Source organism: Vibrio sabulosilitoris, assembly GCF_055391395.1.
Map to the genome: position 1 here is coordinate 1,581,198 of NZ_AP029599.1, position 26,405 is coordinate 1,607,602.

Here is a 26,405-nt window from a genome sequence, read left to right on the forward strand (position 1 = left end):
AACTCATGCCCACAACGCGTCATAGCGCACTGTGTTGCAACCGGTGACTTAACACCGCTCTCTTGTTCATGTTAGATTGTTACCAGTAAATGGATGTAACCTAACAAGATTTTAAGAGAGACTTATGTCTGGAGTTCTTAATACCGTTGATCAGCGCACCAATTTGGTGGGTGAAAATCGTCTTGAGCTATTGCTCTTTCAACTCAACAGTCGCCAGTTCTTTGCGATTAATGTCTTCAAAGTCAAAGAGGTCCTTAAGGTCCCTCAACTGACCCAACTCCCCGGTTCGCACCATAATATCAAAGGGGTGGCCTCACTGCGTGGAGAGTCGGTTCCCGTGATTGATTTGCGGGCCGCAATTGGCTTCCCATCTTCTGTGGACTCTGGCTGTGACGAGCAAAACCTGATCATTACCGAGTACAACCGTTCAGTACAGGGGTTTCTGGTCGGCAAGGTGCGCAATATCGTCAATACGGCTTGGAGCCAAATTCAGCCGCCACCGAAAACCACTGGCCGAAACAACTACCTGACCGCTATTACTCAGGTTGAAGACAATGGCACAAGCCAAATTGTCGAGATCATTGATGTTGAAAAAGTCCTCGCAGAGATAGTCGAGTACGATGCAACCATCTCAGCAGAGGTGTTGGATTTAAGTCTGACTGAGGCAATGCAAGGCCAAAAAGTATTGGTGGTGGATGATTCGGCGACCGCGCGCTCACAGGTCAAGGCGACACTATCTCAACTCGGCATCGAGATCATTGAGTGCTGTGATGGTGCACAGGCTCTAAGACTTTTGACGCAGTGGTGTGACCAAGGTCGAGACCCGAGCCGCGAGTTACTGATGATGATCACGGACGCGGAGATGCCTGAAATGGATGGCTACAAGCTTACCCATGAAATCCGCAGCGACAAACGCATGGCGAACTTGTTTATCACCCTAAACACGTCATTGAGCGGTAGCTTCAATGAGGCCATGGTACGTAAAGTTGGTTGTAATTTATTTATCTCAAAATTCCAACCAGACCTTCTTGTTGATGCTGCTCAGCAGCGCCTGCGTGACGTCTTAAGGTCAGAGACGAGAATCGAGAGGCGAGAATCGAGTGGAGATCGTGGGGATTACAAAGGGTTTCTGTGATTATCCACGCTGACTTAAGCGAATAACGACGAAAGGCACCAGAATAGGGTGCCTTTTTCTATTGAACTCAAAAAATCTTTTGCTTAAGCATGAGTGAAAGAGTTGTTTTATCAGCGGAGCATGACACGCTCGCCTCTCGCCTCTCGCCTCTCGCCTCTCGCCTCTCGCCTCTCGCCTCTTTTCTAAGGGGAATAAAAAAGCCCAGCGATTGCCGGGCTCAAATAATAGGTTGTATTCGAAGCCGATTACAACTCGTCAGTCAGCTCAATCGCTTGACCGATGTAGTTCGCTGGTGTCATCTGTTTTAGACGCACTTTTTCAGCTTCTGGAAGCTCTAGGCCGTCGATGAAGTTACGCATCGCTTCGCCGTCTACGCGCTTACCGCGGGTTAGCTCTTTTAGCTTCTCGTATGGCTTCTCGATGCCGTAGCGACGCATCACGGTTTGTACAGGCTCAGCCAGTACTTCCCAGTTTTGGTCTAGCTCAGCCAGTAGCGCTTCACGGTTCACTTCTAGCTTGCTGATACCTTTCAGCGTTGAAGTGTAAGCGATGATCGCGTAGCCCACACCCACACCTAGGTTACGTAGAACCGTAGAGTCGGTTAGGTCACGCTGCCAGCGAGAGATAGGCAGCTTCTGTGCTAGGTGACCAAATACGGCGTTTGCCAGACCTAGGTTACCTTCAGAGTTTTCAAAGTCGATTGGGTTAACTTTGTGCGGCATGGTTGAAGAGCCGATCTCGCCAGCAATGGTCTTCTGCTTGAAGTGACCTAGCGCGATGTAACCCCATACGTCGCGATCGAAGTCGATCAGGATAGTGTTGAAGCGTGCAATCGCATCGAACAGTTCAGCGATGTAATCGTGTGGTTCGATTTGAGTGGTGAACGGGTTCCAAGTTACACCTAGAGATTCAGTGATGAACTCTTGTGAGAACTTGTGCCAGTCTAGTTCAGGGTAAGCGGATAGGTGTGCGTTGTAGTTACCTACTGCGCCGTTGATCTTACCAAGAATCTCAACTGCTTCAATCTGCTTGTATTGACGTTCCATACGGTATGCAACGTTTGCCATCTCTTTACCCATGGTAGATGGAGACGCTGGCTGACCGTGGGTACGTGATAGTAGCGGGATATCACGGTACTCAACCGCCAATGCTTTGATAGCATCGATGATGTTCTTGATCTCTGGAAGAATCACAGTCTCGCGTGCTTCTTTAAGCATTAGCGCGTGTGACGTGTTGTTGATGTCTTCAGAAGTACATGCAAAGTGAATGAATTCGTTTACTGCGTGCAGTTCAGGAACGCCCGCAACTTTCTCTTTCAGGAAGTACTCAACCGCTTTCACGTCGTGGTTCGTCGTGCGCTCGATCTCTTTGATGCGCGCTGCGTCTTCTTCGCTGAAGTTTGCTGCTACGTCGTCTAGGAATTGGTTTGCTTCAGCGCTAAATGCAGGTACTTCTGCGATTTCTGCAGTTGCCGCAAGCTTCTGTAGCCAACGGATTTCAACGATAGTGCGGTACTTTAGAAGGCCAAACTCACTAAAAATGCTACGCAACGCAATCGTTTTACTGCCGTAACGGCCATCTACCGGTGAAACAGCAGTCAGTGCTGACAGTTCCATGTTGTTCTCCTGAGTGTTGAGGTTAAGATAGGTTTAGTCGATTACATACGGGCGAGCAAGATTTGCGCTTGCTCAACCATTTTCTTACGACTGAAAATTAGGTGGCGGCGTTTTCCGCCTACTTGACGCCAGAGCACTGCGCTACGAATTCCCGAAAGGAGCAGGGCACGCACACGCTGCTGCGTGCCGGTCTGTTGCAAGACCGCTGGGGTGCCGGTCACTTGGATACGAGGACCGATTGGGCTGATCACATCCAGGTAGACGCTGGCGAGGTTGCTGATCATCTGCTCATCGAAGAGGTCATAATGATCGAGTTGACGTTCAAGCATGCTCAAGCGGTCGCCCAGTTGTGCCATTGAGTCACGACGGGCATGCAGTTTACGCTCAAGTGCCATCAAACTGATGATATAACGGGTGATTTCGCTACCCGCTGGCGAGTTATCGATCCCCTTTACCAGGCACTCTAGACCCAGACGCAGGTCTGACTCGCGGCCGTAAACGCCAAGCGTGCTGCTTGGGTTAACATTGAGGATCGCTTTTAGAGAAGTTTCAAACGCGGCGGAATCGCAGGTCCCATTCTTAGCCACTTCTTGGACGAGGGATACTGCTTGGCAGATACCGGCAAAGGCAATCGTGCGGTCGTATAGATCATGTGCCACGTTTTACTTCTCCTTAAAAACTAACTAGCTAACAATCAAAAATCTCAAACCGCTATCGCCAGTTGTGCTGGCGATAGCGATGGGTTTAGATGCGCTCTTCGATGATGCCGCCACCAAGACAAACCTCGCCTTGATAGAACACCGCTGATTGACCTGGGGTCACAGCAACTTGTGGGTCATCAAATAGCACCTTGATGGTGTTCTCATCCACAGGAACCACGGTACATGGGATGTCGGTTTGACGGTAGCGTGTTTTCACTGAGCACTTGAATGGCTCTGTGATCGCGCTGCGGTCAACCCAATGCAGTTGAGATGCAACCAGGCCGTTAGATTTAAGCAGTGGATGATCGGCGCCCTGTACTGCAATCAGTACGTTACGCTCAAGATCTTTGCCTGCTACATACCACGGATCTTCGTTGCCACCGCCGCCTTTTTGCCCACCGATGTGTAGGCCTTTGCGTTGACCTAGCGTGTGGTACATCAGACCTTGGTGCTCACCAATTTCTTTACCCTCAGGCGTTTCAATTTTACCCGGTTGCGCTGGCAAATAGCGAGACAAGAAGTCCGTAAATTTGCGCTCACCGATAAAACAGATGCCGGTCGAGTCTTTCTTCTTAGCTGTGATCAAGTCTTGCTCTTCAGCAATACGGCGTACTTCTGGTTTCTCTAGATCACCGACCGGGAATAGGCTACGTGCCACTTGGTCGCTGCTCAGAGTGTAAAGGAAGTAACTTTGATCTTTGTTGCCGTCTAAGCCGCGCAGCATTTGCGGCTTTTCACCATTCTCAGGGAATGAGCGACGCACGTAGTGACCCATTGCAATGTAGTCAGCATCGAGCACGTCATCTGCAAAGTCCAAGAAGGCTTTAAATTTGATTTCTTTGTTACATAGAATATCTGGGTTCGGGGTACGACCTGCTTTGTATTCGGCAAGGAAGTACTCAAACACGTTGTCCCAGTACTCGGCAGCAAAGTTGATGGTGTGTAGGTGAATACCTAGCTTGTCACAGACCGCCTGAGCATCGGCAAGGTCTTCTGCAGCTGTACAGTATTCTTCATTGTCGTCTTCTTCCCAGTTCTTCATGAACAGGCCTTCCACCTGGTAACCTTGTTGCTTCAAAAGGTAGGCAGAAACAGACGAATCTACACCGCCGGACATACCGACAATTACTTTTTTATCGCTGTTAGCAGAACGGTTTTCTGACATTACATAACACCACTAGATTTAACTGGACGGTGATTCTAACAGAAACTATTTCAGGGTGACAGTTCCGAGATCGAAATCACAATTCTCCTGTATTTCGCCTTGTCCCTACCACTCCTTAACAGGGTCTTTTGCTCAGGCACGCGGATTGTAACTGAGTAAAATAATAAAGCAAACGTTTGCGTTGATTTGATTAATTGATGTACGTCACACAGAGGAGTAAACTGCCGTTTTTTCGACTTCCAGAGCAGACCCGAAATGAAATTTCCAGGCCAGCGCAAATCAAAGCACTATTTTCCAGTTCACGCCCGTGACCCACTAGTCAGTCAATCTCAAGAAGATAAGACTATGGCGGGTACCCACATTATCGGTATTGACCAAACCTTGGTTGATATTGAAGCTAAGGTCACCACGGACCTAATTGAGAAATACGGCCTGAGTAAGGGACACTCTTTGGTGGTTGATGATCAAACCGCTGAGGCGCTGTATAACGAGCTTAAGCAATCTGGGCTAATCACCAACGAATACGCAGGCGGCACGATTGGTAACACCCTGCACAATTACTCGGTGCTTGCCGATGATCGCTCAACGCTGCTTGGCGTGATGAGCCAGGATATCAAAATTGGCAGCTACGGTTACCGCTATCTATGTAACACCTCGAGCCGAGTGGACCTCAACCACCTACAAGGTGTGGATGGTGCGATTGGTCGCTGTTTCACTCTGATCACTGAAGATGGTGAGCGCACGTTTGCAATCAGTGAAGGTCAGATGAACCAGCTTCACCCTGAGAGCATTCCAGAAGAAATCTTTGCTACGGCTTCTGCACTAGTGCTGACGGCTTATTTGGTGCGCTGTAAATCAGGTGACCCAATGCCGGCGGCGACAATGAAGGCAATCGAGTACGCGAAAAAGTACGACGTGCCAGTAGTGTTAACGCTTGGCACCAAGTTCGTTATCCAAGATGACCCAGAATACTGGCAAGCGTTTTTGCGTGACCACGTGACCGTTGTTGCGATGAATGAAGATGAGGCTGAGGCACTAACGGGTGAAGCTGATCCACTAGCGGCCTCTGACAAGACCCTAGAGTGGGTTGATTTGGTGCTGTGCACGGCAGGCCCAGTTGGTCTGTTTATGGCCGGTCATACAGAAGAAGAGAGCAAGCGTGAAACCTCGCTGCCACTGCTGCCGGGGTCAATTGCTGAGTTTAACCGCTATGAGTTTAGCCGTCCGGTAGCCAAGGATCTATGTGATAACCCAATCAAGGTTTACTCACATATTGCACCGTATATGGGTGGCCCAGAGAAGATCAAGAATACCAATGGCGCTGGTGACGCAGCATTGTCAGCCTTGCTGCATGATATGGCGGCCAACAAATACCACCGCGAGAACGTGCCAAACTCTAGCAAGCATGCCCATGCTTTCTTGACTTACTCGTCTTTCTCTCAGGTTTGTAAGTACTCAAACCGTGCCAGCTATGAGGTGCTAGCTCAGCACTCACCACGCCTATCGAAAGGTCTTCCTGAGCGTGAAGACAGCTTAGAAGAGGCGTACTGGGAGCGTTAAACCACAGGGGCGGGGAGCGAGTACACCTTGTTTCAAGAAGCTCAGGTTGCGAGGAGCGAGTAGTTGATCACGTGTTGATCGATTACTCGCTTTTTTTGTGTCTCTAGCGCAACTGTAGAGGAGCACTTGCCAGTGCCCTCAAATGGTTTAGCTTAATCGTCTTTGGTGCCAATGACGCGGTAGATAATGGCCCCAAGTACAGCGCCAATGATTGGGGCAACCCAGAATAGCCACAGTTGGGACAAAGCCCAGTCGCCGACGTAGAGGGCAACGCCAGTACTGCGTGCTGGGTTAACCGAGGTATTGGTTACTGGGATGCTGATGAGGTGGATAAGAGTCAGGCCAAGGCCAATGGCGATAGGAGCAAATCCTGCGGGTGCCCGCTCATCGGTTGCTCCCATAATGATGATTAAGAACATCATGGTCATGACAATCTCACACACCAGGGCGGCCAGCATCGAGTATTGGCCGGGTGAGTGCTCACCAAACCCATTGGAGGCGAAGCCGGATGAAACCACATCAAAGCCCTCTTGACCTGAGGCGATGACATACAACACACCACCCGCGAGCAAGCCACCAATCACTTGAAAGATGATATAAGGCACAACATCTTTGGTCGCAAAGCGCCCGCCGCTCCATAAGCCGATAGTCACAGCTGGGTTTAGGTGACAGCCTGATATATGACCGATGGCATACGCCATGGTGATCACGGTCAGGCCGAAGGCGAGTGAGACACCAAGCAGGCCGATGCCAACATCTGGGAATGCAGCGGCAAGCACAGCACTACCACATCCTCCAAGCACGAGCCAAAATGTTCCTATCAGTTCTGCTAGGTATTTGTTCATCGTTGAGTCCTTTTATTTTACTTGTCATGAATCCGTTCTTTTTCAAACTAGTCAACATTTGACCAATTCGGTGAGGGGGAACAAACAACAAGGCAAAATAGCAGGATTAGTTAGGGATATCTCTCAACGCTGAGACGGGGCACCAGTGTGGGCGAAAAACTAGGTAACCTTTTCGAGGTAGATAAGATTGTCCATTGCCTGCGTATTGGTTTTTCCACAAATGTCTTTGTCGGCTTTAAATTCATGACAGACACGTGGGCGTTGTGGCTGGCCAAAAATTTTGCACAGATTGTTCTCATCAAGATGCTCGCAGCGCACATTGGCGGGCTTGCCGAGAGAACTGATCGATGGGGCGATACAACAAGCGCCACAACCCAAACGACATTCCATAATTAAAACCTCACACGCAGGATAAATCGGGAGGGCAATTATCGTCATTTTTCTGCTTGTGGGAAGCTTTTTCCTGCGAAAAAGAGGCGAGAGGCGGGATCGCGTTGCTGCGAGAGGCCAGGGGAGATCGTTGAAGCTCTCTGCATATCATTTATATTGCTAGTATTAGTTTGTAGTGACGACAGAGTTGCTTGCACTTTGAGCGGTGAACGTATATATATGCAGGCCGTTTTTGAATTTGAGTAAGTAGGAACACCGCATGGCAAATTTTTGGCAGCAAAAGTCTTTAGCTGAGATGACTGATGATGAGTGGGAGTCGCTTTGTGATGGCTGTGGTAAGTGTTGCTTGCACAAATTGATGGATGAGGACACCGATGAGGTTTACTACACCAATGTGGCGTGTAGTTGGCTTAATAGTAAGACGTGTGCGTGTAAGGATTACCCGAACCGCTTTACCTCGGGTGAGGAGTGTCTAAAGCTGACTCGTGAGAAGATTGATGAGTTTCATTGGCTACCAGACACCTGCGCTTATCGCCTGCTCGCAGAGGGTAAGCCTTTGCCCGAATGGCATCCTTTGATCACCGGGTCAAAATCGGCAATGCATGCTGCTGGTGAGAGCGTACGCAATAAAGTGGTGTATGAGATTGATGTGGTGGACTGGCAAGATCATATCCAAAACCTACCTGCGGATTTCAAAAAGTAACCTCGGTTAACGCAGCCCGCCACTTGCCGGGCTGCGACGTTCACATGAATAGGCTGGCTATCTCTCACTCGTTAAATACCGGTTCCGCCGCTACTCGCACTCGCCCCGCCACCACCAGCCACTGGACAGCCATCAATCTTGTTTTGCTTGTAAACTCTCATATCGAATGTAGCATCGAAACCCTCTAGCTGATAACCCCCGTCTTTGACCAAACTATCCAAACAATACGTTACCAAATAGATGTCGTCGTAATTAATGACACTGTCTTGTGTAACATTATGTGCCTTAACCTAAGGCTCGCCAATATGAGTCGCACCATGGGTGCGTAAAGGCATCAAAAGCTTCACAACAACAGTGGGTTAAATGTGACCTTGGTGCTGAGGGGGGAGTGGTTTAAACCGCTGACTTATGTCCTAGACTGCCTGTTAATGAGTAAAGTAACCACAGGAATATTATGTCTATATTTAGTCGTCGGTTTGATGATCTATCAATCCGAAGCAAAATCTTGGCATGCTTCTCGATTCCAGTCTTTTTGATCTTAACGGTGTCGATCGCGGTGCACAAAAATACTCAGTCGATGGTTGAAGACAATGATTGGGTGACTCATACCCATAAAGCCATTGCGCGTGCGCAGGAGTTGCTCAGTCTTATCGTTGATAAAGAGACTGGCAAGCGAGGCTTTCTGATCACCGGAGAGGAGGTGTTTCTCGAGCCTTATCACACATCATTGCGGTTATGGGATGAAAAAATCCAGGCGTTGTCGGTACAGGTTAGTGATAACCCACCACAAGTAGAACGACTTAAGGTGATAGATGACTTGCACGATCGCTGGCTGTTAGAGGCTGGCCGTAATGAGATAGCGCTGCGGCGCGCCGTTCGCGATGGCCAACAACCAATGCAGAGTGTGATTGACCTAGTTCGTGAGCAAAATGGTAAAGCCATTGTTGACGAGATCCGCGAGCATATTGCCACTTTTATAGAGATTGAGCGCGAATTAATCGCAATCAGGATCGCGCAATCATAAAGGTCGGCTAACCAAACCACGCTAGTGTTGTTTCTAGGTACTTTCTTAACTGCTGTTATAGCACTAGCCATTGCGATATGGGCATCAAACCGAGTTAAACGTCGGATAGGATTACTGCTTGACGCGACCCTTCAGGTTACGCTTGGGCAATTAGAACAGGGGCTTGGAACGCTCAACTCGAGTCGCCATCAGTTTGGTCGCGATGAGATTGCGCAGCTAACCCGTGGGCTAAAAGAGATGGCATCGAGTTTGGTAGAAAGTGACCACAAAATGCGCGAGTACAACGACAAGCTGCGTGAGGAGAGTGAGAGAGCCGAGGCTGCAGCGCTGGCTAAGTCCGAGTTTCTTTCTACCATGAGCCATGAGATCCGCACGCCGATGAATGGTGTGATCGGCATGACTAATTTGCTGCTTGATACTCCCCTCGATGAGCAGCAGCAACGTATGACCGAGACAGCAAAAAACAGTGCTGAGTCGCTGCTATCGATCATCAACGATATTCTTGATTTTTCAAAAATTGAAGCAGGCAAAATTGACCTTGAGGTGATCGATTTTGATCTTGCAGAGCTGGTCGAGGATATTGGCGCAATGCTCTATTTTGCCGCTGAGCAGAAAGAGATCCATTTGATCTGCCCAGCGACCCCAATGTTAGGGCATTGTTATCGTGGAGACCCAGGTCGTATTCGACAGATCTTGAACAACCTAGTTAACAATGCGATCAAGTTTACTGAACAGGGAGAGGTGGCGGTTTTTGTCAGTTTTGAACCGCGAGGCGATACCAACACCCTAGTGCGCTTTGAGATAACGGATACTGGCATCGGCATCAGTGAGGAGCAGCAAAGAAAGTTATTCTCACGCTTTTCTCAGGCGGATAGCTCGACCACACGCAAGTATGGTGGGACAGGCTTGGGGCTGGCCATCAGTAAGACTTTATCTGAGATGATGGGGGGCGAAATTGGCGTTACCAGCACGATAGGGCAGGGCTCGACCTTCTGGTTTACCATCAACCTTGAACACTCAAATCAGGATAGTGTGGTGTATTTACCCAGCGGTAACTTGAAAGAGCAGCGTGTGCTGGTGGTGGATGATAACGAGACTAACCTTAATCTGATGACACAATTGCTAGAACGCTGGCAGATCCCGCATACCCTGGCTTCCAGCGGTGAACAGGCGCTTGAGAAGTTGATGCTAGCGGCTGAAAAAGGCCAAGCATACTCGATTGCAATACTGGACTATCAGATGCCTGAGATGGATGGTATTGGCTTATCGAAGCGAATTCGAGCCCAGGAAAACCTACAGCAGACTAAGCTGGTAATGTTCTCTTCTGTTTCCCAGCGAGGTGAGGTCCAGTTGCAAAAGAACTCGGGTTTTAGCGGTTATCTCACCAAGCCTATGCAGCAAGCAGACTTACTCTGTGTGCTTGAAAAGGTATCAGGATTAGATAGCAGCCATCCTCCAAATAGCCTTGTGACCAAGGAGACCCAAGGTAAGAAAGTTCAGTTTGATGCGCGGGTATTGATCGTCGATGACGTTACCACTAACCAGATCGTATTACAGTCACTATTAACAAAGCATGGGATCAAGTCTGATAAAGCCAAAAGCGGTATCGAGGCGTTAGCGGCCTTACGTAGCCAAGTAGATTATGACTTGGTGTTTATGGACTGCTTAATGCCGGAGATGGATGGCTATGAGGCGACACGAGAAATACGCAACCCCGACAATGCCAATATCCGCCACGATATCCCAGTGATTGCGATGACAGCCAATGCGATGCAGGGCGACAAGGACAAGTGTCTTGCAGCGGGTATGGATGATTATCTGACGAAGCCTATTAATAAAAAAGCACTTGAAGAGGCGTTAAATAAGTGGCTTATCGGCAATGCCATTGACCAAGGGGGAGCATTAAGTGTTGATGATTAAGTGTGGTTAACCTTTATGGTCAAAAAGAAGCGATAATACCCTTTAACCAAGACGTGGACACTAATGAGGTTTGTAATGTGTGATAAATCTGCGCATGTTAGTATAACGGTTTGTTTTTATTAATGTGGTTAAGCCTAATGAAGAGTGATGTAAGGGTGGCATTGGTTCAATACCGTGCTGTGAAAGGGAATATTTCAGAGAACATAAAAAGGCACAAAGCCTTCTGCGCTAGTGCAGCAAGCTTAGGGGCAAACATTATCGTGTTCCCTGAGCTATCATTAACCGGTTATGAGCTTGAGCGGTTGAATGAGTTAGCCATAAATCCATCATCTTCACCAGTTCAAGCGCTTTCTGACACTGCAGTTGCCAATGGTTTAACGATCATCGCTGGCTGCCCCTTAGCAAGTGGTCAGGCAAAGCCTTATATCAGTGCCGTGATTTTTCACCCAAGCGGTGATATTGCTTACTATCGAAAGCAGTACCTACACCAGGGGGAAAGTGAGTTCTGTATTGCTGGCGATGAAAATTACAGCTTTACCATTGGCCAAATAAAGTTTGCGCTCGCGGTTTGCGCCGATTTTACCGAGCCCCGCCATTATCAAGAGGCGAAAGCCTCTCACGCCGATGTCTATCTTGTTAGTGCCTTGATTTCACAAACTGGATTCGCCTTTGATAGTAATTTGCTGTCAGGCATTGCGAGTAAGATCAATATGCCGGTGCTGTTATCTAATTTTGTCGGAGAAACTGGGGGCTGGAGTACAGCCGGACAATGTAGTGTTTGGGATCGTAACGGCGATAGCGTTATCCAAGCTAGTCAAAGCCAAGAGGGTATAACGATTTGTACAATCTCCAGCAATAAAGTCTACGATGGGAAATTTCAGCCATTGCAGCAAACGAAATGCTCGAGCTAGCACAGAAATACCACTTTTTGTGTTTGGGTATTTATCCGGTACAAGTCGTGTTGACTTCATTTGACCTAGGACGCCCAATGGCATTAAGTTAGAAATCAGGCCGATGGTCAGTTAACCAGTGAGGGGAAAGTGTGAAGTCTATGGAACTTAAAGTGCCACCTATAGTGTTAGTGGCGATTTGCTTGCTCTTAATCTGGTTCATCAATGATGGAGAAATGGGGGCCTTTTTGCCTTTCAGCCTTCGGTCTATTCTATGGATTTTAACCAGCATGACTTCAGGGGTTATATGTATTTTGGGCGTTTGGGAGTTTAAACGTTACCAAACCACGGTGAATCCAATGACACCCGAGTGCTCAGCAAGCTTGGTGCAGACAGGTTTATATCGTTACACACGAAACCCAATGTATCTTGGGTTTGCGGTGTTTATCTTCGGCTGTAGCGTGTTTGCAGGAGGCATGCTCACGCTACTCATAACTCCGGTGTTCATCGTCTATATGACGATGTTTCAAATAAAACCGGAAGAAAGAGCCTTAGAGCAAATGTTTGGCTTAGAGTATTTAGAATATAAGCAAAAGGTACGCCGTTGGTTGTAAGCTACCTCATCCCTTTCAGTTAAGATTATCAGTTGTAGGACACCACAAAACATTGGCCTCATTTATCTGAATCAAAGTGACTATAAATTCTTCGCTATTTCGGGTAGGTAAAAATAGGCATTGCTTACATATTAATCGGTGTTATGGCTGATTTTTTCTTGTATAATCCCCGCCCAATTTTTACTCCTATTGATGCTAAAGAGGAAAAATACAATGAAATCAGATATGTACTCGACATTTGCTAGTGAGTATGACGAGGTCATTCAAGACAACATTTACAATGCAAACTTGGAACGTCCAACACTTCAATCAATGCTACCGCCATTGGTAAACCTCAATGTGGTCGATCTGGGTTGTGGCTCAGGGGTTTACGCTCAATACCTGCTTGCACAAGGTGCTGCGAAAGTAACTTGCATTGACTATGCCAAAGAGATGGTTCAACTGGTGGCAAGAAAAGCTCAACTCGCTGGAGTCAGTAACAGAGTCGATGCTTATGTGCAGGACCTGTCAAAGGGCCTACCAAATGAAACTGATGCAAGTGCAGACTTAGTTATCTCACCTCTCATGGTTCATTATCTTGAAGATCTCACCCTGCTTTTTGGTGATGTCCATCGTATCCTTAAAACTGGTGGCTTATTTGTATTCTCTACTCACCATCCATTTGCAGATTTTGAGTGCTCCAAGTCAGGGAATTATTTTGAGCGCGAATTAGTTCAGCAAGAGTGGGACACAGTGGGTAAGTCCGTGCAAGTCCAATTCTACCGCCGCTCATTAACCGAGATCACTAATGCCTTAACGCAAAATGGTCTAGCAATTACGCAAATTTCAGAGGGTGAGGTAGATGAAAAAGTGAGAGTTATGGATAGTGAAACCTACAAATACCTCGCTAATAACCCTAACTTCATCTTTATCAAGTGTCAGAAGAGTTAAAGTCTGAAAAAACATATCTAGATAGCACGTTGGCTGAACATCAGAATATCAATTCGAATGCTCAGCCTCAGGTATCGCAATTGAGCAGAGTAAGTGGGTATTGAAAACAAATCCAAGCTACTCGTGATGCTATATTTGGCTTGTTCGACTTTGACCCTCCAGACAACCACCCCTAATGACATCTCCAAAGTTGCTGGTGCAAATCACTCGCCGGTGCACCCTTGTCTTACAGTTTAGAGAGCACGCTGTATCGACGGTTTCCTCTATAACGAACTTTTATGTTGATAACTTTATGCGACTGACGAGATGGCTGGCTCTAAAAAGTGAGATATCGGCTGGAGAAAGTGAAAACGTATACACCATTGAGTGGATTAGTTCACAGTTCATCACATTGTTTATATGTGAATGGAATATTTGCAAGCTAATATATTTTTGAATCAACAATATAGGCCAGCTTGGCCTTTCTTTTGATCTGTGAAATGAGGGAACCATGAAGAAAACGTTTACACTATCTATTTTGATGCTTAGTCTGTTTGGCTGCGGTTCAAGTAGCAGTGAGGGTGATGATGGTGGTGTTGATGGTGGTGTTGAAGGCGGTGTTGCCGTCCCACCAGCAGACCCAAATAGTCGTACTGAGTTGACTACCTACTCTCGTCTTGGTTACGCCGCTGAGGGCTTGGATCCTGGCGATGTGGCCAATCTGCCGATCCCAGCTAACGCGGGCGAGGGTGCTACGTGGGTTGAGCAACCTGACTTTACTGACCATTTTGACTACGTCTTCGAAGCAACTGAAGAGCGAGTTGATTTTGGTGCACGCGATCAATGGTACAACTTTTACCATAACGATTGGGACGGCCCTGGCGCGACCTATTGGCGGGAAGACCATGTATCGGTGGCTGATGGCAAGCTGACCTTGGTGAACTCTCGCAACCCAGAAGATCCCAAGCAAGGTCGTGAACTGGGCGGAATTTTTGCGGGCTGTATTGCCTCAAATGGCAGTGTAGAGTACCCAGTGTTTGTCGAGGCAAGCATGAGCTTGGCCGATCTTTCTATGGCTTCTGCGGTATGGCTGCTTACGCCTGATGACACTCAAGAAATAGATATCTTGGAAGCCTATGCCGGCGCTGATAATGGTAATGACTACTTTTCAAAATTTATCCACTTGAGTCACCACTCGTTTATCCGCGACCCGTTCACCGACTACCAACCTCGTGATGTGAACAGCTGGTGGAAAGACGACAGTGAAGTTGGGGATCAGGGTAAGTATGCTAGCTGGGGCGAGCATAACTGGAATGGCGGTAATCGTCAGTATATCCAAGTGGGTGTGAACTGGATTAACCCTTATCACTTTGAGTACTTTGTGAATGGAGAGCTGGTGCGGGTGCTCTACAATAAGGCCTTCGCTACCAAAATTAATGGTGCCTGGACTTACAGCTACCCCACGCTGGATGAAAACAACGATATCCACAACGATGAGTGGGGCTATCAGGCAGTGGCTATCCACGCTACCTCAGGCCTAGGCGATGACTTTGAATTTGCTAAGCTGAAAGGAGCCAGCGAGGCATCGAGCGTATCGGTGATTGACCCTTACGACTACCAAAATGGTCAGGGCTTTAACAAAGCAGCAGACATCATTATTAATATGGAGCTGCAAAGTTGGTGGACCTTTGATCCTACTGATGCAGACTTGGAAGATCCGAATAAAAATACCATGCTGGTTGATTGGATCCGTACCTACAAGCCAGTGGCTGGCTAACCACATCTAGTCTTACTCGTTAACAAAAACCAGTATCGTCCGATACTGGTTTTTGATGGGTTTTGCAGAAAGGGGGGGATTAAGGCATTTTCATTCGACCAGCGTCGTGTCATGTTAGGCTCACAGGGCGATACGTGAAAAATAAAATGGTTCTCTGACTTGGATATTTTGGATTGACTATATTATTCAGATGTACGCTATTTATCTGTTCATTAGTTTGTATATGCAATGGTAAGATTTCCTCATAGCAAATATCAAAGGAAAACAAATTGAACAATAAGAAAGCACGCTGGGGTGTTGCAGGGCTGGGTAAAATTGCACATCGCTTTGTTACAGATCTGAGGATGCAGGTTGAAAATGCAGAGCTCTATGCTGTCGCAGCGCGAAATAGACAGAGAGCGGATAGTTTTGCAAGCCAATATGAGTGCCAACGAAGCTATGGTTCGTACACAGAGCTAGCAAACGACCCTAATGTAGATATTGTCTATATTGCGACTATTCACCCATTCCATAAAAGCTTGGTTGAATTATTTTTAAGCCATGGAAAGCATGTTTTAGTCGAGAAACCAGCCTTCACTAACTTAAAAGATTGGGATGCTATGTCGACTCTTGCTAGAGAAAAAGGTTTGCTTTTGGCGGAAGCAATGAAAACGGTCGTATTTCCAGCATATCAAGCTTTGAAGCAGTTCATAAAAGAAAAGAACGTGGAAATTAACGCTATAGAAGCTTCCTTTGGTAGTTGGCATGAGTTTGATAGTGATTGGCACTTATTTAATCCAAAACTATGTGGTGGTGCGACTTTAGATGTTGGCGTATATGGCCTTTGGCTATACGCTGATTTATGCCAACTCAGCAATATCCCTGTGCCGAAGCCAACGGTCGAGTACATAAAGGATAACTGCCAAAGTGAAGTAGATGAAAACGTTGTGTTTAGATTTGATGGTCAGATAAAAGGTGAAATTTGCGCTTCGATCACGCGTAATCTAAAACGTGATGCGATTATTCGAGGACCAGAGCTAGAAATTGTTATCCATAACAAATGGTGGAACCCGAAAACAATCGACATATCATTTAAAGGCCAGCAAACGCAAATTTCAACGCTTGTTAGTGGTGGTGGGTTTGAATACGAGATTGAGCATATATCTTCGCTGATTCTAAACAAGATTAACTATTCGGACGTGATACGCAAAGAAACGAGTCGACAAGTTATTTCCATTATGGAAGAGTCTTTAGTCGAGAATGGCTTTGACTATTTAGTTTACTCAGCATCCCCAAGCCGCTGATAAGTTATAAGAACAAATCGTCTTTTCGGTGGGGTATTACAGGTCCCTTGATATCCCCTCCGAGTTTGCCTGGTAGGTGATTTGTATCCTAACCATAGCTTACTAATGAGTTTAAGGTCACTTGGGTATATAAATCACCGATTATCGTCCAAGATTGATAAGGTTGACCAAAAAGGAGTGTCAGTTTTTTAAGTTGTCTCGCTGTAAGTTTGATGCTGAAAGAGGAGCGAATCGATGACTCTAGCCAAACATCATATATGAATGATTGAGCAGTTGATTTAAGCATGATGTTAGCAGTGTTTAAGTCAAGGTTTTATCACTTTGGCTGGTATGGTTACTCCCTCTCAATTCGACGCCAAGCGATATTGATAGGCAGTTCAAACATAACAATTTTTTGCGAATTGACGCTAACAATATGAGCAAGCTTGCCATTATATGATTTGAGATAGATATGTTCTCGATTGGCAAAGCGAAAACCTAACGTATCAAATGACTCTCTAATTCTCGGGTTGTCCCAATAATGTAAATTCTTACAAGACGGGTACGTTAACTCAGCAACCCTTTTCCCCTCAAATACCAATTGAAAGCTCGGTATGTCTTCTTTATAACGCCACCTCCACGCATTACCCATGCCACCTGCGCTGGTATGATAGTATTTTTCGCAAGATATAGTGCGTACATCATTCTGCTGGCTGCGTAAGTCAGTAATAGTCAGTTCGTAGCTATAGGGAGACTGCTCTATGGGCCTTGGAATTAGGCCATCAATTGAGTTGTATATGGCGACGAGAGCCGAACCACATCCTGATAACAGAGGAATTACAGAAATCAATCCAACAATTTTAAACTTAAAGTACATATAAACTCTTTGATTGAAAATAATCGAACACTAATCCAAGGGGAATGGCTCAATTACGATTTTTGACCTTTAAAATCAACGATTTAAAACACTACTCGATAGATTTTGTTAAGTCAATATCGGTGAGATAGTGAGCTTAAAATGCGCCTTTACTTTGGCTAATTTCAACTGCACAAATTTGTGAGGAGTTGCATAACAGGACTTAATACGCCGTTTGCTGCATCACGTGTTTACGACGATATTGCAGCTAATCAGTTTGGAGCAGTATTGGACGATAATTTAAGCCTGAAACACATGTGGCAGTCGGTCCGCACCAGCAAATACCTCGCATCTTTCAGCTCAGTCAATGTGGGACGAAAGTCATAGAGTTCGCCATCACCAATCGATCTGTGAAACGCTCAGGCAAAACTTGTAGTTGACTTTAACTTTGAAATGTATAATTATCAAACTTATAGTTGACTATAAGTTTAAATCTAAATGACTGTGACAAAACGTGAAATCAAGACAGCCAAAAACAAACAGGCAATCCTTCAGGCTTTGTTGTCTAAATTGGATAGTCAAGAGTTTGATGAAATAAAAATTAGTGAACTTTGCTCATCAGCATCAATTTCGCAAGCAAGCTTCTACAACTACTTTCCTCATAAAGCTGACATTTTGGTCTACTACATTCAGCTTTGGTTGGTTGAGGTTTACTGGTTAAATTCAGTTGAGAATAAAAAGATAGGACTTAAAGCGATAGAAGGCCTTTTTGACAATGTTGCTGAAATTTACACTAAGCGTCCAAGGCTAATGAAAGAGATAATTTCCCTACAAATTAAGTCTAATAGAATACTTGGAGGCTCCTCTCTTTCCGATGCAGACAAATTGGTTGCTTTTCCGGATTGGGATAACGTTGAGTGTATAAATATTGAAAACCTAGCAAGTCTAATGTCCTTAGGTGTTCAACAGGCGATTGAAAAGAATGAACTACCTGTAAATAGTGATTTAACTACTTTGATAACCGCATTATCGGCCATATTCTATACGGTACCGATCATTTTTAGTCATGCATCTGAATATGACATTAAAGACGCTTTTAGAAATCAAATGAACCTGTTTATTTATGGGGCTGCCCATTCTCTGACCAAATAAACATGAAGTAAATGGACGTACAATGTATAAAAAACGACTTTTCCTACCCACGCTCTTAAGTTTGACAGGGTGCATAACAGTACCTAGCACGCTAGATGATGACCATAGCTTACCTTTTACCGAGTTAAATAATTATAAGTTCCATACCTATATAGAAGGTACCAATGAGAATGATGTTATTATTGTCGTGCACGGGGGCCCCGGTGGCGATCACACCTACCTTAAATCACTGACGCCTTTGTCAAAGCAACATCAGATTATATTTTATGATCAAAGAGGAGCGGGCCTTTCTCCGAGAGTCAGCAAGACACACCTGACTTTGGAGAAATACCTTGATGACCTCGATGCGTTTGTAGATTATTTCTCAAAGGGTAACAAAGTTAAATTAATCGGACATTCGTTTGGAGGGATGTTGGTTTCTGGTTACTTGTCTTCTCATCCTGAAAAAGTATCTCATGCAGTTATAGTTGAGCCTGGTATGTTGGACTCATCATCTGCAGCAGAGTTTGTTAAACGAATGAAGGGTTCACAGTCGATTGGTAGTTTATTTTTTTTACTTAGGCATATGGCAGCTTACCCATTCGTCAAAAAGTTTGACGGACACGAAGGTTTTGATTACGTCATGACTAAAACACTGAATCGTAATGAACCTGGAGCACCCTATCAGTGTGAATACGACTCTATGCCGCCAGATGCCTTTTCAAGAGGAGGATATGAGGCTTTCAATACAATGCTAAGGCCAATAATGAGCGACCCATCAGCTTTTCACTATGACTTAACGGAGGGTATTTCATCCTATAACGGAAAGTTGATGCTTATTAGTAGTGAATGCAGCTATTTTGGTTATGAGTTTCAAGATCGTTATCATATGCCCAAACTACCAACTCAAACTGTTCACGTGATGGCTAAAGGTATGGGTCATAACATGTTGACACTTAATCCTGAGTGGAGTTTGCATACTATCACTGGTTTCTTTGACGAACTATAGACGATATGGCTTGGAGAAACAGCTAAACAAGCATTGAGGTGAGGTCACTTGGGTATAGAATACCTCCAACTAGATTGCCCTTAATATTGAGATGATTTAGAGATCTCTCTCATGATCCTTAAGCTGTAATACTGTTGCGTTGTATTACAGCTTATCGTTAGACACTAGAAGGTGATAGTTCAATTTTTCATAGGTTTGTTGAAACAAAATAAAGGGCGATTTTTGCCTTACTGCTCGATGTTTATTGCCCCTAGTTCACTTACTCTCAATTCCGCTAGCGTTAAAAATCGCCTTCAATGAATAGGCGAGTATCTATTTAGGCAAACGCAGGATAACTTAAGCCAGACAGCACCGTTTTTTTAGTGCCACCAGCTCAAGCCTCATCGTTTGCATTACTCTTAGCTTAATTTGAATCTCCCCACCAACTCGCCAAGTGAATGGTTTGTCTCTGCTAACTGACTCATATTACTGGTGGCCTGCAAGGTGTTTTTTTCTAAGCCTTGAACAGCGAGATTCATATTGGTCATGTTATCTGCTATCTCTGAACTGACCTGAGTTTGTTCGGTTGCTGCTTGGGCGATTTGAGCACTGGTTTCAGTAATATTATCAATCGCATTCACTATCTCAGATAGGTAATTGTGGATTTCATTGGTCGCCTCAGAAGTCTCTGTGCTTTGAGCCTGAGTGCGCGATAGGGATGAAACGACTTCCTCACTACTGGTGTGCAATAGCCCTAGCATCTGATTGATCTGTGCAGTGCTTTGCTGAGTGCGAGCCGCTAGAGCGCGTACTTCGTCGGCAACAACCGCAAAGCCACGGCCCTGCTCTCCGGCGCGGGCAGCTTCGATAGCTGCATTAAGTGCGAGTAGGTTGGTTTGTTCAGCAATATCGCCAATCACGCTCAAAACGGTATGAATTTGTTCAACATTGCTGACCATAGAGTTAATCGACTCTGACATATGGTCAAATTCTTTGGTTAGAGAGTTGACGCTGTCAACAGCACCGGCAACCACAGCTTCACTATCAGAGGCATGGCGATTAGCACTTTGAGTCAACTCGGAGGCTTCCGATGCGCTTGCTGCGACCTGCGTGGCGGCGGCATTAAGTTGTGTTACTGCCGCAGCTGCACGCTCTAATTGGATATTGTGCTCTTGGACCATATCCTTGTTAGAGTTAGTACGGTTTTCTAGGTGCTGAATATCTTCTGTCGATTGATTGGTGTATGCACTGATCTCAGCCATCATCGAGTTGAGTTGAGTGATGAACTTATTGATGCTTGCTGCGATTTCTCCCAGATCATCTTGAGTCTTGATGTCTAACTGTTGGGTAAGATCGCCTTCGCCACTTGCCAGTTCTGCTACCAGTGTTTTTAATTCGACGATAGGTTTAAAGGCAACCCGCAGGATAAGCAAAGCAATGACAAGCACGATCGCTGCCACACTGAGTGTACTAACGAGGATATTCTGGTTTAATTCACTAGTGCTTGCTTCGATATAGTGATTATCAATATAACCAATGACTTGCCACTCAACGTCGTTAAACTTAATTGGCAATATAATTGAAGCCTCGAGCTCGTCTGTCAGATTGGAAAAAAGGACGGAGCCAGAGTCATCTTGGATGACAATAAAGCTGCCTTGTTGTTGGATCTCAGCAAGATTATCGAGCAGTGACTTAAGGTTAATTTCGAAAATGTCGACGCCTGCGTCGCTATTGAGCGATGGTTGAGCAATCGCTATGATTGGCAGCCCTTCAACATATTCAACGCTACTGATATAGCCACCCTCTGACATCGGTTGATTGGCCATATCTTGATAGCGCTGTTCAAGTTCTGGTGAGAACTCTAGAAAGGTGGGTTGTGCACTTTGTAGGTTCTCAAGACTGGGTTCTGGACTAAACACAGTGCCATACATAACTTTCACTATGCGATGAAAGCCCGATGAGCCTAATACCTGAGCCATATTGGAAAGGCTAAGAGGGGTGCTTCCTGCATGCCGTAGAGATGCGTTTAGTTGGCTTTCAAGCTGCTGACTAATTAAGGTAATTTGTGTATTGAGTGCTTGAGTATCCGATTCAGTGAGCTTCTCTTGGATAAAATGCCTTGAGCTAAGGTAAGAGGCAGTGATTGAGATCAACAAAAGAGAAAAGATGACCATCACAATAGTCTTCTTGAATGACAACGTTTTCATAAGGGTTCCTTGTTTTACTCCTAATACTCTCGTTTTGTCGTGCTAGTTCCATCGTTCGATGCTGAGAGCGGCAGTTATCACAGTTGAAATTAACGTTACTTGCTTGTTTATAATGCGATTTTTCTCGTTTAGGTTGTGAGTGATCAAACGAGGTATCTAATGAACATAAAACACGAATGTGTAAACGTTCTCAATTGTTGGACTTAAGAGATGTGCAGTAGGCCACTAAATCGGCAGTATTTTGTTTGATATTGATGGGTGGCGTTCGAATATATAAAAATATCTAAGGAGTAAATTAAGAGTCTACTTCAGGGCTCTCAAACAACTCACCTAGGAAAGTAAGTCGCAAAACAATTAGTATGATGTTTTGTTAATTAAGAGTTAAAGCTTACCTGTTAGATATGGAAAATAATAACACTGAACTAATCAAGGAGCCTGTTGCACATATAAAACATACTTCGTACTTAAACTTTTAAGGTATTACTGCCTAGATTACTACCAAGCAACTGTGTCATTAAGCCAATGACCAAGAGAAAATGACTGCCCCTAAAGTTTTTTAACCAAATACCTTATTCGCGTTGAACTTCACCAAAGGAAGCATCTTGAAGATAGTTGATGACTTGCTCCACGACCGAGGAGTGATTTCTAAGCTGGTGGTGCATCAATGGCACTTGCCAATAGTCATTCATACCTTCGAGTGTTGCCGAATCGACACTCACCAAGCCGTCATTGGGTTTTGCGAATAAGTAAGAGGTCAGGGTGGTGGTTTTTAGGGGTTAGCCTGCGCTACGGAGCACAAGCTAACCTAGGGATGATTCAATTAGTCTTGTTCAAATTCCGCAAAGTCGGCTTTACGGATTTTGGCGTGGATCCCCTTGGTTTTATCGACGACCTGAGAGACAGCAAAGTCAGTATTGGCACTCAAGTAGGCCAGTGCGACTTCCTCGCTGATACCGTACTGATTAACCAGGAAACGAATGGATTCACGCGTTGCGTTTTGCATCGCGATGTTCAGGTCTTCATCAAGACCCACAGGCATCCAAAATTCAGCGGTTTCTCCGAGCGGCGTGTCAATGAAGGCACCAGGGATCGCCTCTGAGCCTTGCTTGAGAAGGGTCAGCTTAAAGGTTGCGCGAACCGAGGCTTCCAGTGCCGTCAAGGCCACTTCACCATCGCCTTGGTTAAAGTGGCTATCACCTGTGTAGAACATCGCACCATCGACGTTCACTCGGTAGTAGGCGCTCGTGCCTTCAATGAGGTCTTTTACGTCAAGGTTGCCGCCAAAGTATTGCGGTGCAACGGAGTGGATTGGAAACTCTTTATCCGGTGCAACACCCATGATGCCCATGAAAGGGTTGAGTGGGAATACGATGTTCTTATCACCCGAGGCAAGTCGACCAAAATAGCTACCATCTTTTTTGAACACGGGAGACAGGATCGACACATTACCAAAGCGCTCAGGAAACTCGGCACTTGGGTTAGGTAAGGCCTTTCTTCTCGGGTATTCGCCCACGAGTGCGCCTTTACCGTGACGGTTGGAGATAACGCCGTAGGGTACACGCGGCTCAAGCTTAACGATATCCACTTTAAGCACGTCACCAGGCCTAGCACCTTTGATCTCAACAGGGCCAGTCACAATATGTGGACCGTCTTTAAAAAAGTCATGCTCCAAATCAGAGCCTGCAATGTCTACCGCGTCTTCTAAGACAAACTCTTTTGCGTAGCCATGCTCACCAAAGTATTTGAGTGGGTCTCGGCCTTGATCCTCCAAGATCCCCTCATGAGACACGGTGTCAAATACCACGATGTCGCCCGAATTAATCGAAGCCACTGGTGGTGTTAATCGGTTGGGCAGGTAGCCCCACATAATGGTGTTAGTTGTTGATGGAACATAGTGTGAGTTAGCGTAACGGCCAGACTCGATAAAGGTGGGTTCATCATAAAGAGGCTGCAATACTTCAATGCCATCCATAGTGGCCGCTTGAACAGATAGAGAACAAGCCAACAGCGCAAATAGTGACTTTTTAGTCATTTTTACTTCCTTGGTTTTATTGTAAAACAACCTGTTAAAGCAAATGACATGCCGTTATTCTCACTAGTTATTCGGTAAGGGTTCCGGAAAGCTAGGTGTGGCCAAATTGCTGTATTATGGGGCGAAGTGATGCGTGGTTGCACTTTAAGTGCGCAATATGTCTTGGGGTTAAGGTAGGTGGTTGGGCTAGTATGGGTAATGCTTGATCGAATGAACAGTCAGCCCCTGAGTTCGAGGGGCTGCACCAAGTTAGCGTGATCAGAAACCGCGCTGCTTCCAAAACTGGGCTTGGTCACGTGCAGTGACCTTAAAGGTTTTTTCCGCTACGGTGCGACCGTCGATCTCAAGCACCATGCGCCACTCTCCAAGGTTGCTCTCTAGTCCCTCACTTGGGTGGAGCAGTTGAATGGTGTCACCAAGGTAAAAATTCCAGTCGTTGCTGCGCACATAGATCTCACCATCAAACCGCTCTAGCACTTGGCCTTTCTTGTTGACGATCCCCGGATGATAAATGCAAAAGTTCAATAATGTGCCCTTGGCTTTTTTGATGTTGACAATAAAGCCAAACTCAATGCCTTCATCAGCCGGTACAACTGTGGTGAACTCTTTGATTTTAGGTAGGTCTTTGGACTTTGCATCCCAATGAGAATAGATGCCGTAAGAGGTCATTTCGATAACCGGGGAACGTTTAGCCACTTGCAATAAACTCCAACAATAAGGATGCGGGGTGCGGGGACGGGCTTTGCCCTTAGAGGTGCGAGGAGTATTGCGGTTGGTGAATGTTCCTCGCTTATTGGAACAATTTTTCCCTACCCAGAATGAGTGCGCATGCTAAACCATATTGGCAAGAAAAGGAATGAGGATATTAAAGCATTGCGACCCATTGCAGCATGACGATGAGAGCCAGAACAGCGGTTGAGAGCTTCCAGAATATCAGTGGGTTGCGTTTTATCAGCGGGCTGTCTTTCAGTTCTTTCTGCAGGGTTTGGTTGGGTGTGTAGAGGTCAAGTACAAACTCCGACAGCACATCATAGCGCCTTGCTGGAATATGGTGTGTGCCCTTTTTCAATGCTAGATCAACCCACGCGGGTATATCATCACGAAATTCACTAATGGGGCGATAGTGCCAGTTGGTGTGCCGTGCACTTTGCAGGCTTTGATTGCTGGAGGCTTGATAGGGCAGCTCACCAGTGAGCATCTCATAGCCAATTACCGCCACAGAAAACAGATCGGAGACCGTATCGGCTACACCGGCATTGATGTATTCCGGCGCGATATAATTGAGTGCCCCGAGTGGGACAGAGTCGTGATTTTCAGGCTCTATCTCGTCTAGGCCGAGCGATTTGACAGAGCCGAAGTCGATGATCTTGATTGAGCCACTGTCTGTTACCATGATGTTCTCAGGTTTTAGATCACGATGAACCATCTCAGCGCGTTGGAAAACTCGTAGCGCTTTAACGATCTCATCAAGCAGCAAACGTACCTGTTGTAAGCTAGGTTTAGGATTGTCATACATCCATTGACGCAAGGTCACGCCCTCGATGTACTCACAGACTTGATAGAGAAATTGTGAGTCGGCTGGGGTGGGATACATGCGCATGATCCGCTCGCTACTGAGTTGACTAGCGACCCAATACTCGTTAGCAAACAGTTTGAGCGTGCCGATGTCGTCACTGTCGTTTTGTGATGGGGTTTTGAGTACGTAATGCTGGTTATTGGCTTGGTTATTAACTAAGTAGACGTGGCTGCGAGTTCCTGCGTGGAGCACATTTTCTACTTCAAAGCCTTCCAGCACATTGCCTTCTTTGAGGGCGGGGGGGATCGCGCGACTGACAATATTTTGCTGATACTCAAGCTGAGAGTGGTCAGGCAATTGCAAGATATTCATCGCAAGGCAGGTGATATTATCGTGGCTCTGATCTTGATAGGCGCTTTTACACAGCTGGTGGCAGAGCAGTTCATAGTCGCCCTCTGCTTCACTAAGCATCTGTTCCATCTGGCCATGAGCAACATAATCGTGTAAGCCATCGGTGGTCATCAAGAAACGATCGCCAGGCTCAAGGCTGATCGATTGGTAGTCGACGTCGAGTGAGGAGTCCATCCCGAGCGCACGCGTTAGGTAGGCCGTTTTACCAAAATTGATCCGCTGATGGTCTCGGGTCAATTGTTGTAATTTCTTACCCCTGAGTAGGTAGATCCGCGTATCACCAACATGAAATAGGTGGGCGGTATTGGATTTAATGATTAGGCAACTAAAGGTGGTGACCAGGCCGTTATGGGCTGGGCCGTACTGAGCGCCTTGCTCGAATAGCCAGGTGTTGAGGGAGTGAAGGATCTTATTTGCCGAGTGTTTGATGCTCCAGCTGTGTGGGGTCGCGTAGTAATCGTCAATAAACTGCATCACCGCGGTCTGGCTGGCTTTCTGGCTATGTTCACTGCAGCTAACCCCATCGGCGATGCAGGCAACAACGCCCTTGTGTACAAGCTCGTGGTGTTTGCTCGGAACATTGACCGTAAACGCATCCTGATTTTCCTTGCGACGACCGGTTAGTGAGTGCCCGCCGTAGTCAAGTTGTAGCTTGGAAAGTAAAAAAGCATTGTTCGAGTTCATCGCAATCCTTGCTCTAGTTCATGGCCTTATTAAGAGCCGTCTTTCATCGTTTGGGGATTAGGCGAGCAA

24 protein-coding genes are annotated in these 26,405 nt (G+C 46.1%); 12 read left to right on the top strand and 12 right to left on the bottom strand.

The genetic code is table 11. The features are described 5' to 3' along the window. Window positions 1–124: 124 nt before the first annotated feature. Window positions 125–1,135 carry a chemotaxis protein CheV gene (locus tag ACZ5R2_RS07565; protein WP_464901686.1) on the top strand — a complete coding sequence of 337 codons (1,011 nt, stop codon included), beginning with the start codon at window positions 125–127 and terminating at the stop codon, window positions 1,133–1,135. Between the two features lie 245 nt (window positions 1,136–1,380). Here ACZ5R2_RS07565 and purB read toward each other — a convergent pair whose 3' ends face one another. The 3 genes from purB to mnmA form a co-directional block, all read right to left on the bottom strand. Beyond that, entirely contained in the window at window positions 1,381–2,751 is a 1,371-nt protein-coding gene (gene purB / locus ACZ5R2_RS07570; RefSeq protein ID WP_438473584.1) for an adenylosuccinate lyase, read from the bottom strand. A 41-nt stretch (window positions 2,752–2,792) separates the two neighbouring features. Beyond that, window positions 2,793–3,410: a high frequency lysogenization protein HflD gene (hflD, locus tag ACZ5R2_RS07575; protein ID WP_438473583.1), complete on the bottom strand. Its 618-nt coding sequence runs from the start codon at window positions 3,408–3,410 to the stop codon at window positions 2,793–2,795. A gap of 85 nt (window positions 3,411–3,495) precedes the next feature. Next, window positions 3,496–4,617, bottom strand: a complete 1,122-nt coding sequence (gene mnmA / locus ACZ5R2_RS07580) for a tRNA 2-thiouridine(34) synthase MnmA (RefSeq protein WP_464901687.1) — start codon at window positions 4,615–4,617, stop codon at window positions 3,496–3,498. Window positions 4,618–4,872: 255 nt separating this feature from the next. On the opposite strand from mnmA, the gene ACZ5R2_RS07585 reads away from it, so the two are divergent. Further along, the gene (locus ACZ5R2_RS07585; RefSeq protein WP_464901688.1) at window positions 4,873–6,177 is read left to right on the top strand and encodes an inosine/guanosine kinase; all 1,305 of its coding nucleotides are present in this window, start codon (window positions 4,873–4,875) and stop codon (window positions 6,175–6,177) included. 152 nt (window positions 6,178–6,329) lie between these two features. Here ACZ5R2_RS07585 and aqpZ read toward each other — a convergent pair whose 3' ends face one another. Both aqpZ and ACZ5R2_RS07595 read right to left on the bottom strand, forming a co-directional pair. Further along, window positions 6,330–7,022 (bottom strand): aquaporin Z, encoded by a 693-nt coding sequence (gene aqpZ / locus ACZ5R2_RS07590; RefSeq protein ID WP_464901689.1) that lies wholly within the window; start codon window positions 7,020–7,022, stop codon window positions 6,330–6,332. A 159-nt stretch (window positions 7,023–7,181) separates the two neighbouring features. Next, window positions 7,182–7,412 (bottom strand): YkgJ family cysteine cluster protein, encoded by a 231-nt coding sequence (locus ACZ5R2_RS07595; protein ID WP_464901690.1) that lies wholly within the window; start codon window positions 7,410–7,412, stop codon window positions 7,182–7,184. 259 nt (window positions 7,413–7,671) lie between these two features. Between ACZ5R2_RS07595 and ACZ5R2_RS07600 the strand changes: the two genes are divergently transcribed. Beyond that, window positions 7,672–8,115, top strand: a complete 444-nt coding sequence (locus tag ACZ5R2_RS07600; RefSeq protein WP_438473579.1) for a YcgN family cysteine cluster protein — start codon at window positions 7,672–7,674, stop codon at window positions 8,113–8,115. Window positions 8,116–8,186: 71 nt separating this feature from the next. Here the strand turns inward: ACZ5R2_RS07600 and ACZ5R2_RS07605 are convergent, their stop codons facing one another. Further along, window positions 8,187–8,336, bottom strand: coding sequence for a hypothetical protein (locus ACZ5R2_RS07605; RefSeq protein WP_464901691.1), 150 nt, complete (start codon window positions 8,334–8,336; stop codon window positions 8,187–8,189). Window positions 8,337–8,569: 233 nt separating this feature from the next. Here ACZ5R2_RS07605 and ACZ5R2_RS07610 point away from each other — a divergent pair, with 233 nt between their 5' ends. The 7 genes from ACZ5R2_RS07610 (at window position 8,570) to ACZ5R2_RS07640 (ending at window position 16,532) form a co-directional block, all read left to right on the top strand. Further along, window positions 8,570–9,139 carry a CHASE3 domain-containing protein gene (locus ACZ5R2_RS07610; protein WP_464901692.1) on the top strand — a complete coding sequence of 190 codons (570 nt, stop codon included), beginning with the start codon at window positions 8,570–8,572 and terminating at the stop codon, window positions 9,137–9,139. Window positions 9,140–9,163: 24 nt separating this feature from the next. After that, window positions 9,164–11,059 carry a response regulator gene (locus ACZ5R2_RS07615; RefSeq protein ID WP_464901693.1) on the top strand — a complete coding sequence of 632 codons (1,896 nt, stop codon included), beginning with the start codon at window positions 9,164–9,166 and terminating at the stop codon, window positions 11,057–11,059. A gap of 137 nt (window positions 11,060–11,196) precedes the next feature. Further along, window positions 11,197–11,970 carry a carbon-nitrogen hydrolase family protein gene (locus ACZ5R2_RS07620; protein WP_464901694.1) on the top strand — a complete coding sequence of 258 codons (774 nt, stop codon included), beginning with the start codon at window positions 11,197–11,199 and terminating at the stop codon, window positions 11,968–11,970. Window positions 11,971–12,110: 140 nt separating this feature from the next. Then, window positions 12,111–12,563 carry a methyltransferase family protein gene (locus ACZ5R2_RS07625; RefSeq protein ID WP_464901695.1) on the top strand — a complete coding sequence of 151 codons (453 nt, stop codon included), beginning with the start codon at window positions 12,111–12,113 and terminating at the stop codon, window positions 12,561–12,563. 213 nt (window positions 12,564–12,776) lie between these two features. Next, complete coding sequence (locus tag ACZ5R2_RS07630; protein ID WP_464901696.1) at window positions 12,777–13,493, top strand: class I SAM-dependent methyltransferase; 717 nt, start codon at window positions 12,777–12,779, stop codon at window positions 13,491–13,493. Between the two features lie 490 nt (window positions 13,494–13,983). Then, window positions 13,984–15,249, top strand: a complete 1,266-nt coding sequence (locus ACZ5R2_RS07635; protein WP_464901697.1) for a LamG domain-containing protein — start codon at window positions 13,984–13,986, stop codon at window positions 15,247–15,249. A 269-nt stretch (window positions 15,250–15,518) separates the two neighbouring features. After that, window positions 15,519–16,532: a Gfo/Idh/MocA family protein gene (locus tag ACZ5R2_RS07640; protein ID WP_464901698.1), complete on the top strand. Its 1,014-nt coding sequence runs from the start codon at window positions 15,519–15,521 to the stop codon at window positions 16,530–16,532. A gap of 334 nt (window positions 16,533–16,866) precedes the next feature. Here the strand turns inward: ACZ5R2_RS07640 and ACZ5R2_RS07645 are convergent, their stop codons facing one another. Beyond that, complete coding sequence (locus tag ACZ5R2_RS07645) at window positions 16,867–17,388, bottom strand: hypothetical protein (protein WP_464901699.1); 522 nt, start codon at window positions 17,386–17,388, stop codon at window positions 16,867–16,869. 477 nt (window positions 17,389–17,865) lie between these two features. Between ACZ5R2_RS07645 and ACZ5R2_RS07650 the strand changes: the two genes are divergently transcribed. Beyond that, window positions 17,866–18,519 carry a TetR/AcrR family transcriptional regulator gene (locus tag ACZ5R2_RS07650; protein ID WP_464901700.1) on the top strand — a complete coding sequence of 218 codons (654 nt, stop codon included), beginning with the start codon at window positions 17,866–17,868 and terminating at the stop codon, window positions 18,517–18,519. 22 nt (window positions 18,520–18,541) lie between these two features. After that, on the top strand, window positions 18,542–19,507 hold the full coding sequence (locus ACZ5R2_RS07655) for an alpha/beta fold hydrolase (protein ID WP_464901701.1): 966 nt from the start codon (window positions 18,542–18,544) through the stop codon (window positions 19,505–19,507). 398 nt (window positions 19,508–19,905) lie between these two features. Here the strand turns inward: ACZ5R2_RS07655 and ACZ5R2_RS07660 are convergent, their stop codons facing one another. The 5 genes from ACZ5R2_RS07660 to ACZ5R2_RS07680 form a co-directional block, all read right to left on the bottom strand. Further along, a complete protein-coding gene (locus ACZ5R2_RS07660; protein WP_464901702.1) occupies window positions 19,906–21,693 on the bottom strand; it encodes a methyl-accepting chemotaxis protein in 1,788 nt (595 codons plus the stop codon). 569 nt (window positions 21,694–22,262) lie between these two features. Next, complete coding sequence (locus tag ACZ5R2_RS07665) at window positions 22,263–22,412, bottom strand: hypothetical protein (protein WP_464919433.1); 150 nt, start codon at window positions 22,410–22,412, stop codon at window positions 22,263–22,265. Between the two features lie 101 nt (window positions 22,413–22,513). Further along, window positions 22,514–23,725, bottom strand: a complete 1,212-nt coding sequence (locus tag ACZ5R2_RS07670; RefSeq protein ID WP_464901704.1) for an acetamidase/formamidase family protein — start codon at window positions 23,723–23,725, stop codon at window positions 22,514–22,516. A gap of 258 nt (window positions 23,726–23,983) precedes the next feature. Then, window positions 23,984–24,421 carry a DUF3859 domain-containing protein gene (locus ACZ5R2_RS07675; RefSeq protein ID WP_464901705.1) on the bottom strand — a complete coding sequence of 146 codons (438 nt, stop codon included), beginning with the start codon at window positions 24,419–24,421 and terminating at the stop codon, window positions 23,984–23,986. A 169-nt stretch (window positions 24,422–24,590) separates the two neighbouring features. Further along, on the bottom strand, window positions 24,591–26,336 hold the full coding sequence (locus ACZ5R2_RS07680; protein WP_464901706.1) for a protein kinase domain-containing protein: 1,746 nt from the start codon (window positions 26,334–26,336) through the stop codon (window positions 24,591–24,593). Window positions 26,337–26,405 lie beyond the last annotated feature (69 nt).

Bases quoted from the DNA above. Each gene is read 5' to 3' on its own strand.
- ACZ5R2_RS07565 (WP_464901686.1), top strand. From the start codon at position 125: ATGTCTGGAGTTCTTAATACCGTTGATCAGCGCACCAATTTGGTGGGT.
- purB (WP_438473584.1), bottom strand. From the start codon at position 2,751: ATGGAACTGTCAGCACTGACTGCTGTTTCACCGGTAGATGGCCGTTAC.
- mnmA (WP_464901687.1), bottom strand. From the start codon at position 4,617: ATGTCAGAAAACCGTTCTGCTAACAGCGATAAAAAAGTAATTGTCGGT.
- ACZ5R2_RS07585 (WP_464901688.1), top strand. From the start codon at position 4,873: ATGAAATTTCCAGGCCAGCGCAAATCAAAGCACTATTTTCCAGTTCAC.
- aqpZ (WP_464901689.1), bottom strand. From the start codon at position 7,022: ATGAACAAATACCTAGCAGAACTGATAGGAACATTTTGGCTCGTGCTT.
- ACZ5R2_RS07595 (WP_464901690.1), bottom strand. From the start codon at position 7,412: ATGGAATGTCGTTTGGGTTGTGGCGCTTGTTGTATCGCCCCATCGATC.
- ACZ5R2_RS07600 (WP_438473579.1), top strand. From the start codon at position 7,672: ATGGCAAATTTTTGGCAGCAAAAGTCTTTAGCTGAGATGACTGATGAT.
- ACZ5R2_RS07610 (WP_464901692.1), top strand. From the start codon at position 8,570: ATGTCTATATTTAGTCGTCGGTTTGATGATCTATCAATCCGAAGCAAA.
- ACZ5R2_RS07620 (WP_464901694.1), top strand. From the start codon at position 11,197: ATGAAGAGTGATGTAAGGGTGGCATTGGTTCAATACCGTGCTGTGAAA.
- ACZ5R2_RS07625 (WP_464901695.1), top strand. From the start codon at position 12,111: ATGGAACTTAAAGTGCCACCTATAGTGTTAGTGGCGATTTGCTTGCTC.
- ACZ5R2_RS07630 (WP_464901696.1), top strand. From the start codon at position 12,777: ATGAAATCAGATATGTACTCGACATTTGCTAGTGAGTATGACGAGGTC.
- ACZ5R2_RS07635 (WP_464901697.1), top strand. From the start codon at position 13,984: ATGAAGAAAACGTTTACACTATCTATTTTGATGCTTAGTCTGTTTGGC.
- ACZ5R2_RS07645 (WP_464901699.1), bottom strand. From the start codon at position 17,388: ATGTACTTTAAGTTTAAAATTGTTGGATTGATTTCTGTAATTCCTCTG.
- ACZ5R2_RS07650 (WP_464901700.1), top strand. From the start codon at position 17,866: ATGACTGTGACAAAACGTGAAATCAAGACAGCCAAAAACAAACAGGCA.
- ACZ5R2_RS07655 (WP_464901701.1), top strand. From the start codon at position 18,542: ATGTATAAAAAACGACTTTTCCTACCCACGCTCTTAAGTTTGACAGGG.
- ACZ5R2_RS07660 (WP_464901702.1), bottom strand. From the start codon at position 21,693: ATGAAAACGTTGTCATTCAAGAAGACTATTGTGATGGTCATCTTTTCT.
- ACZ5R2_RS07670 (WP_464901704.1), bottom strand. From the start codon at position 23,725: ATGACTAAAAAGTCACTATTTGCGCTGTTGGCTTGTTCTCTATCTGTT.
- ACZ5R2_RS07680 (WP_464901706.1), bottom strand. From the start codon at position 26,336: ATGAACTCGAACAATGCTTTTTTACTTTCCAAGCTACAACTTGACTAC.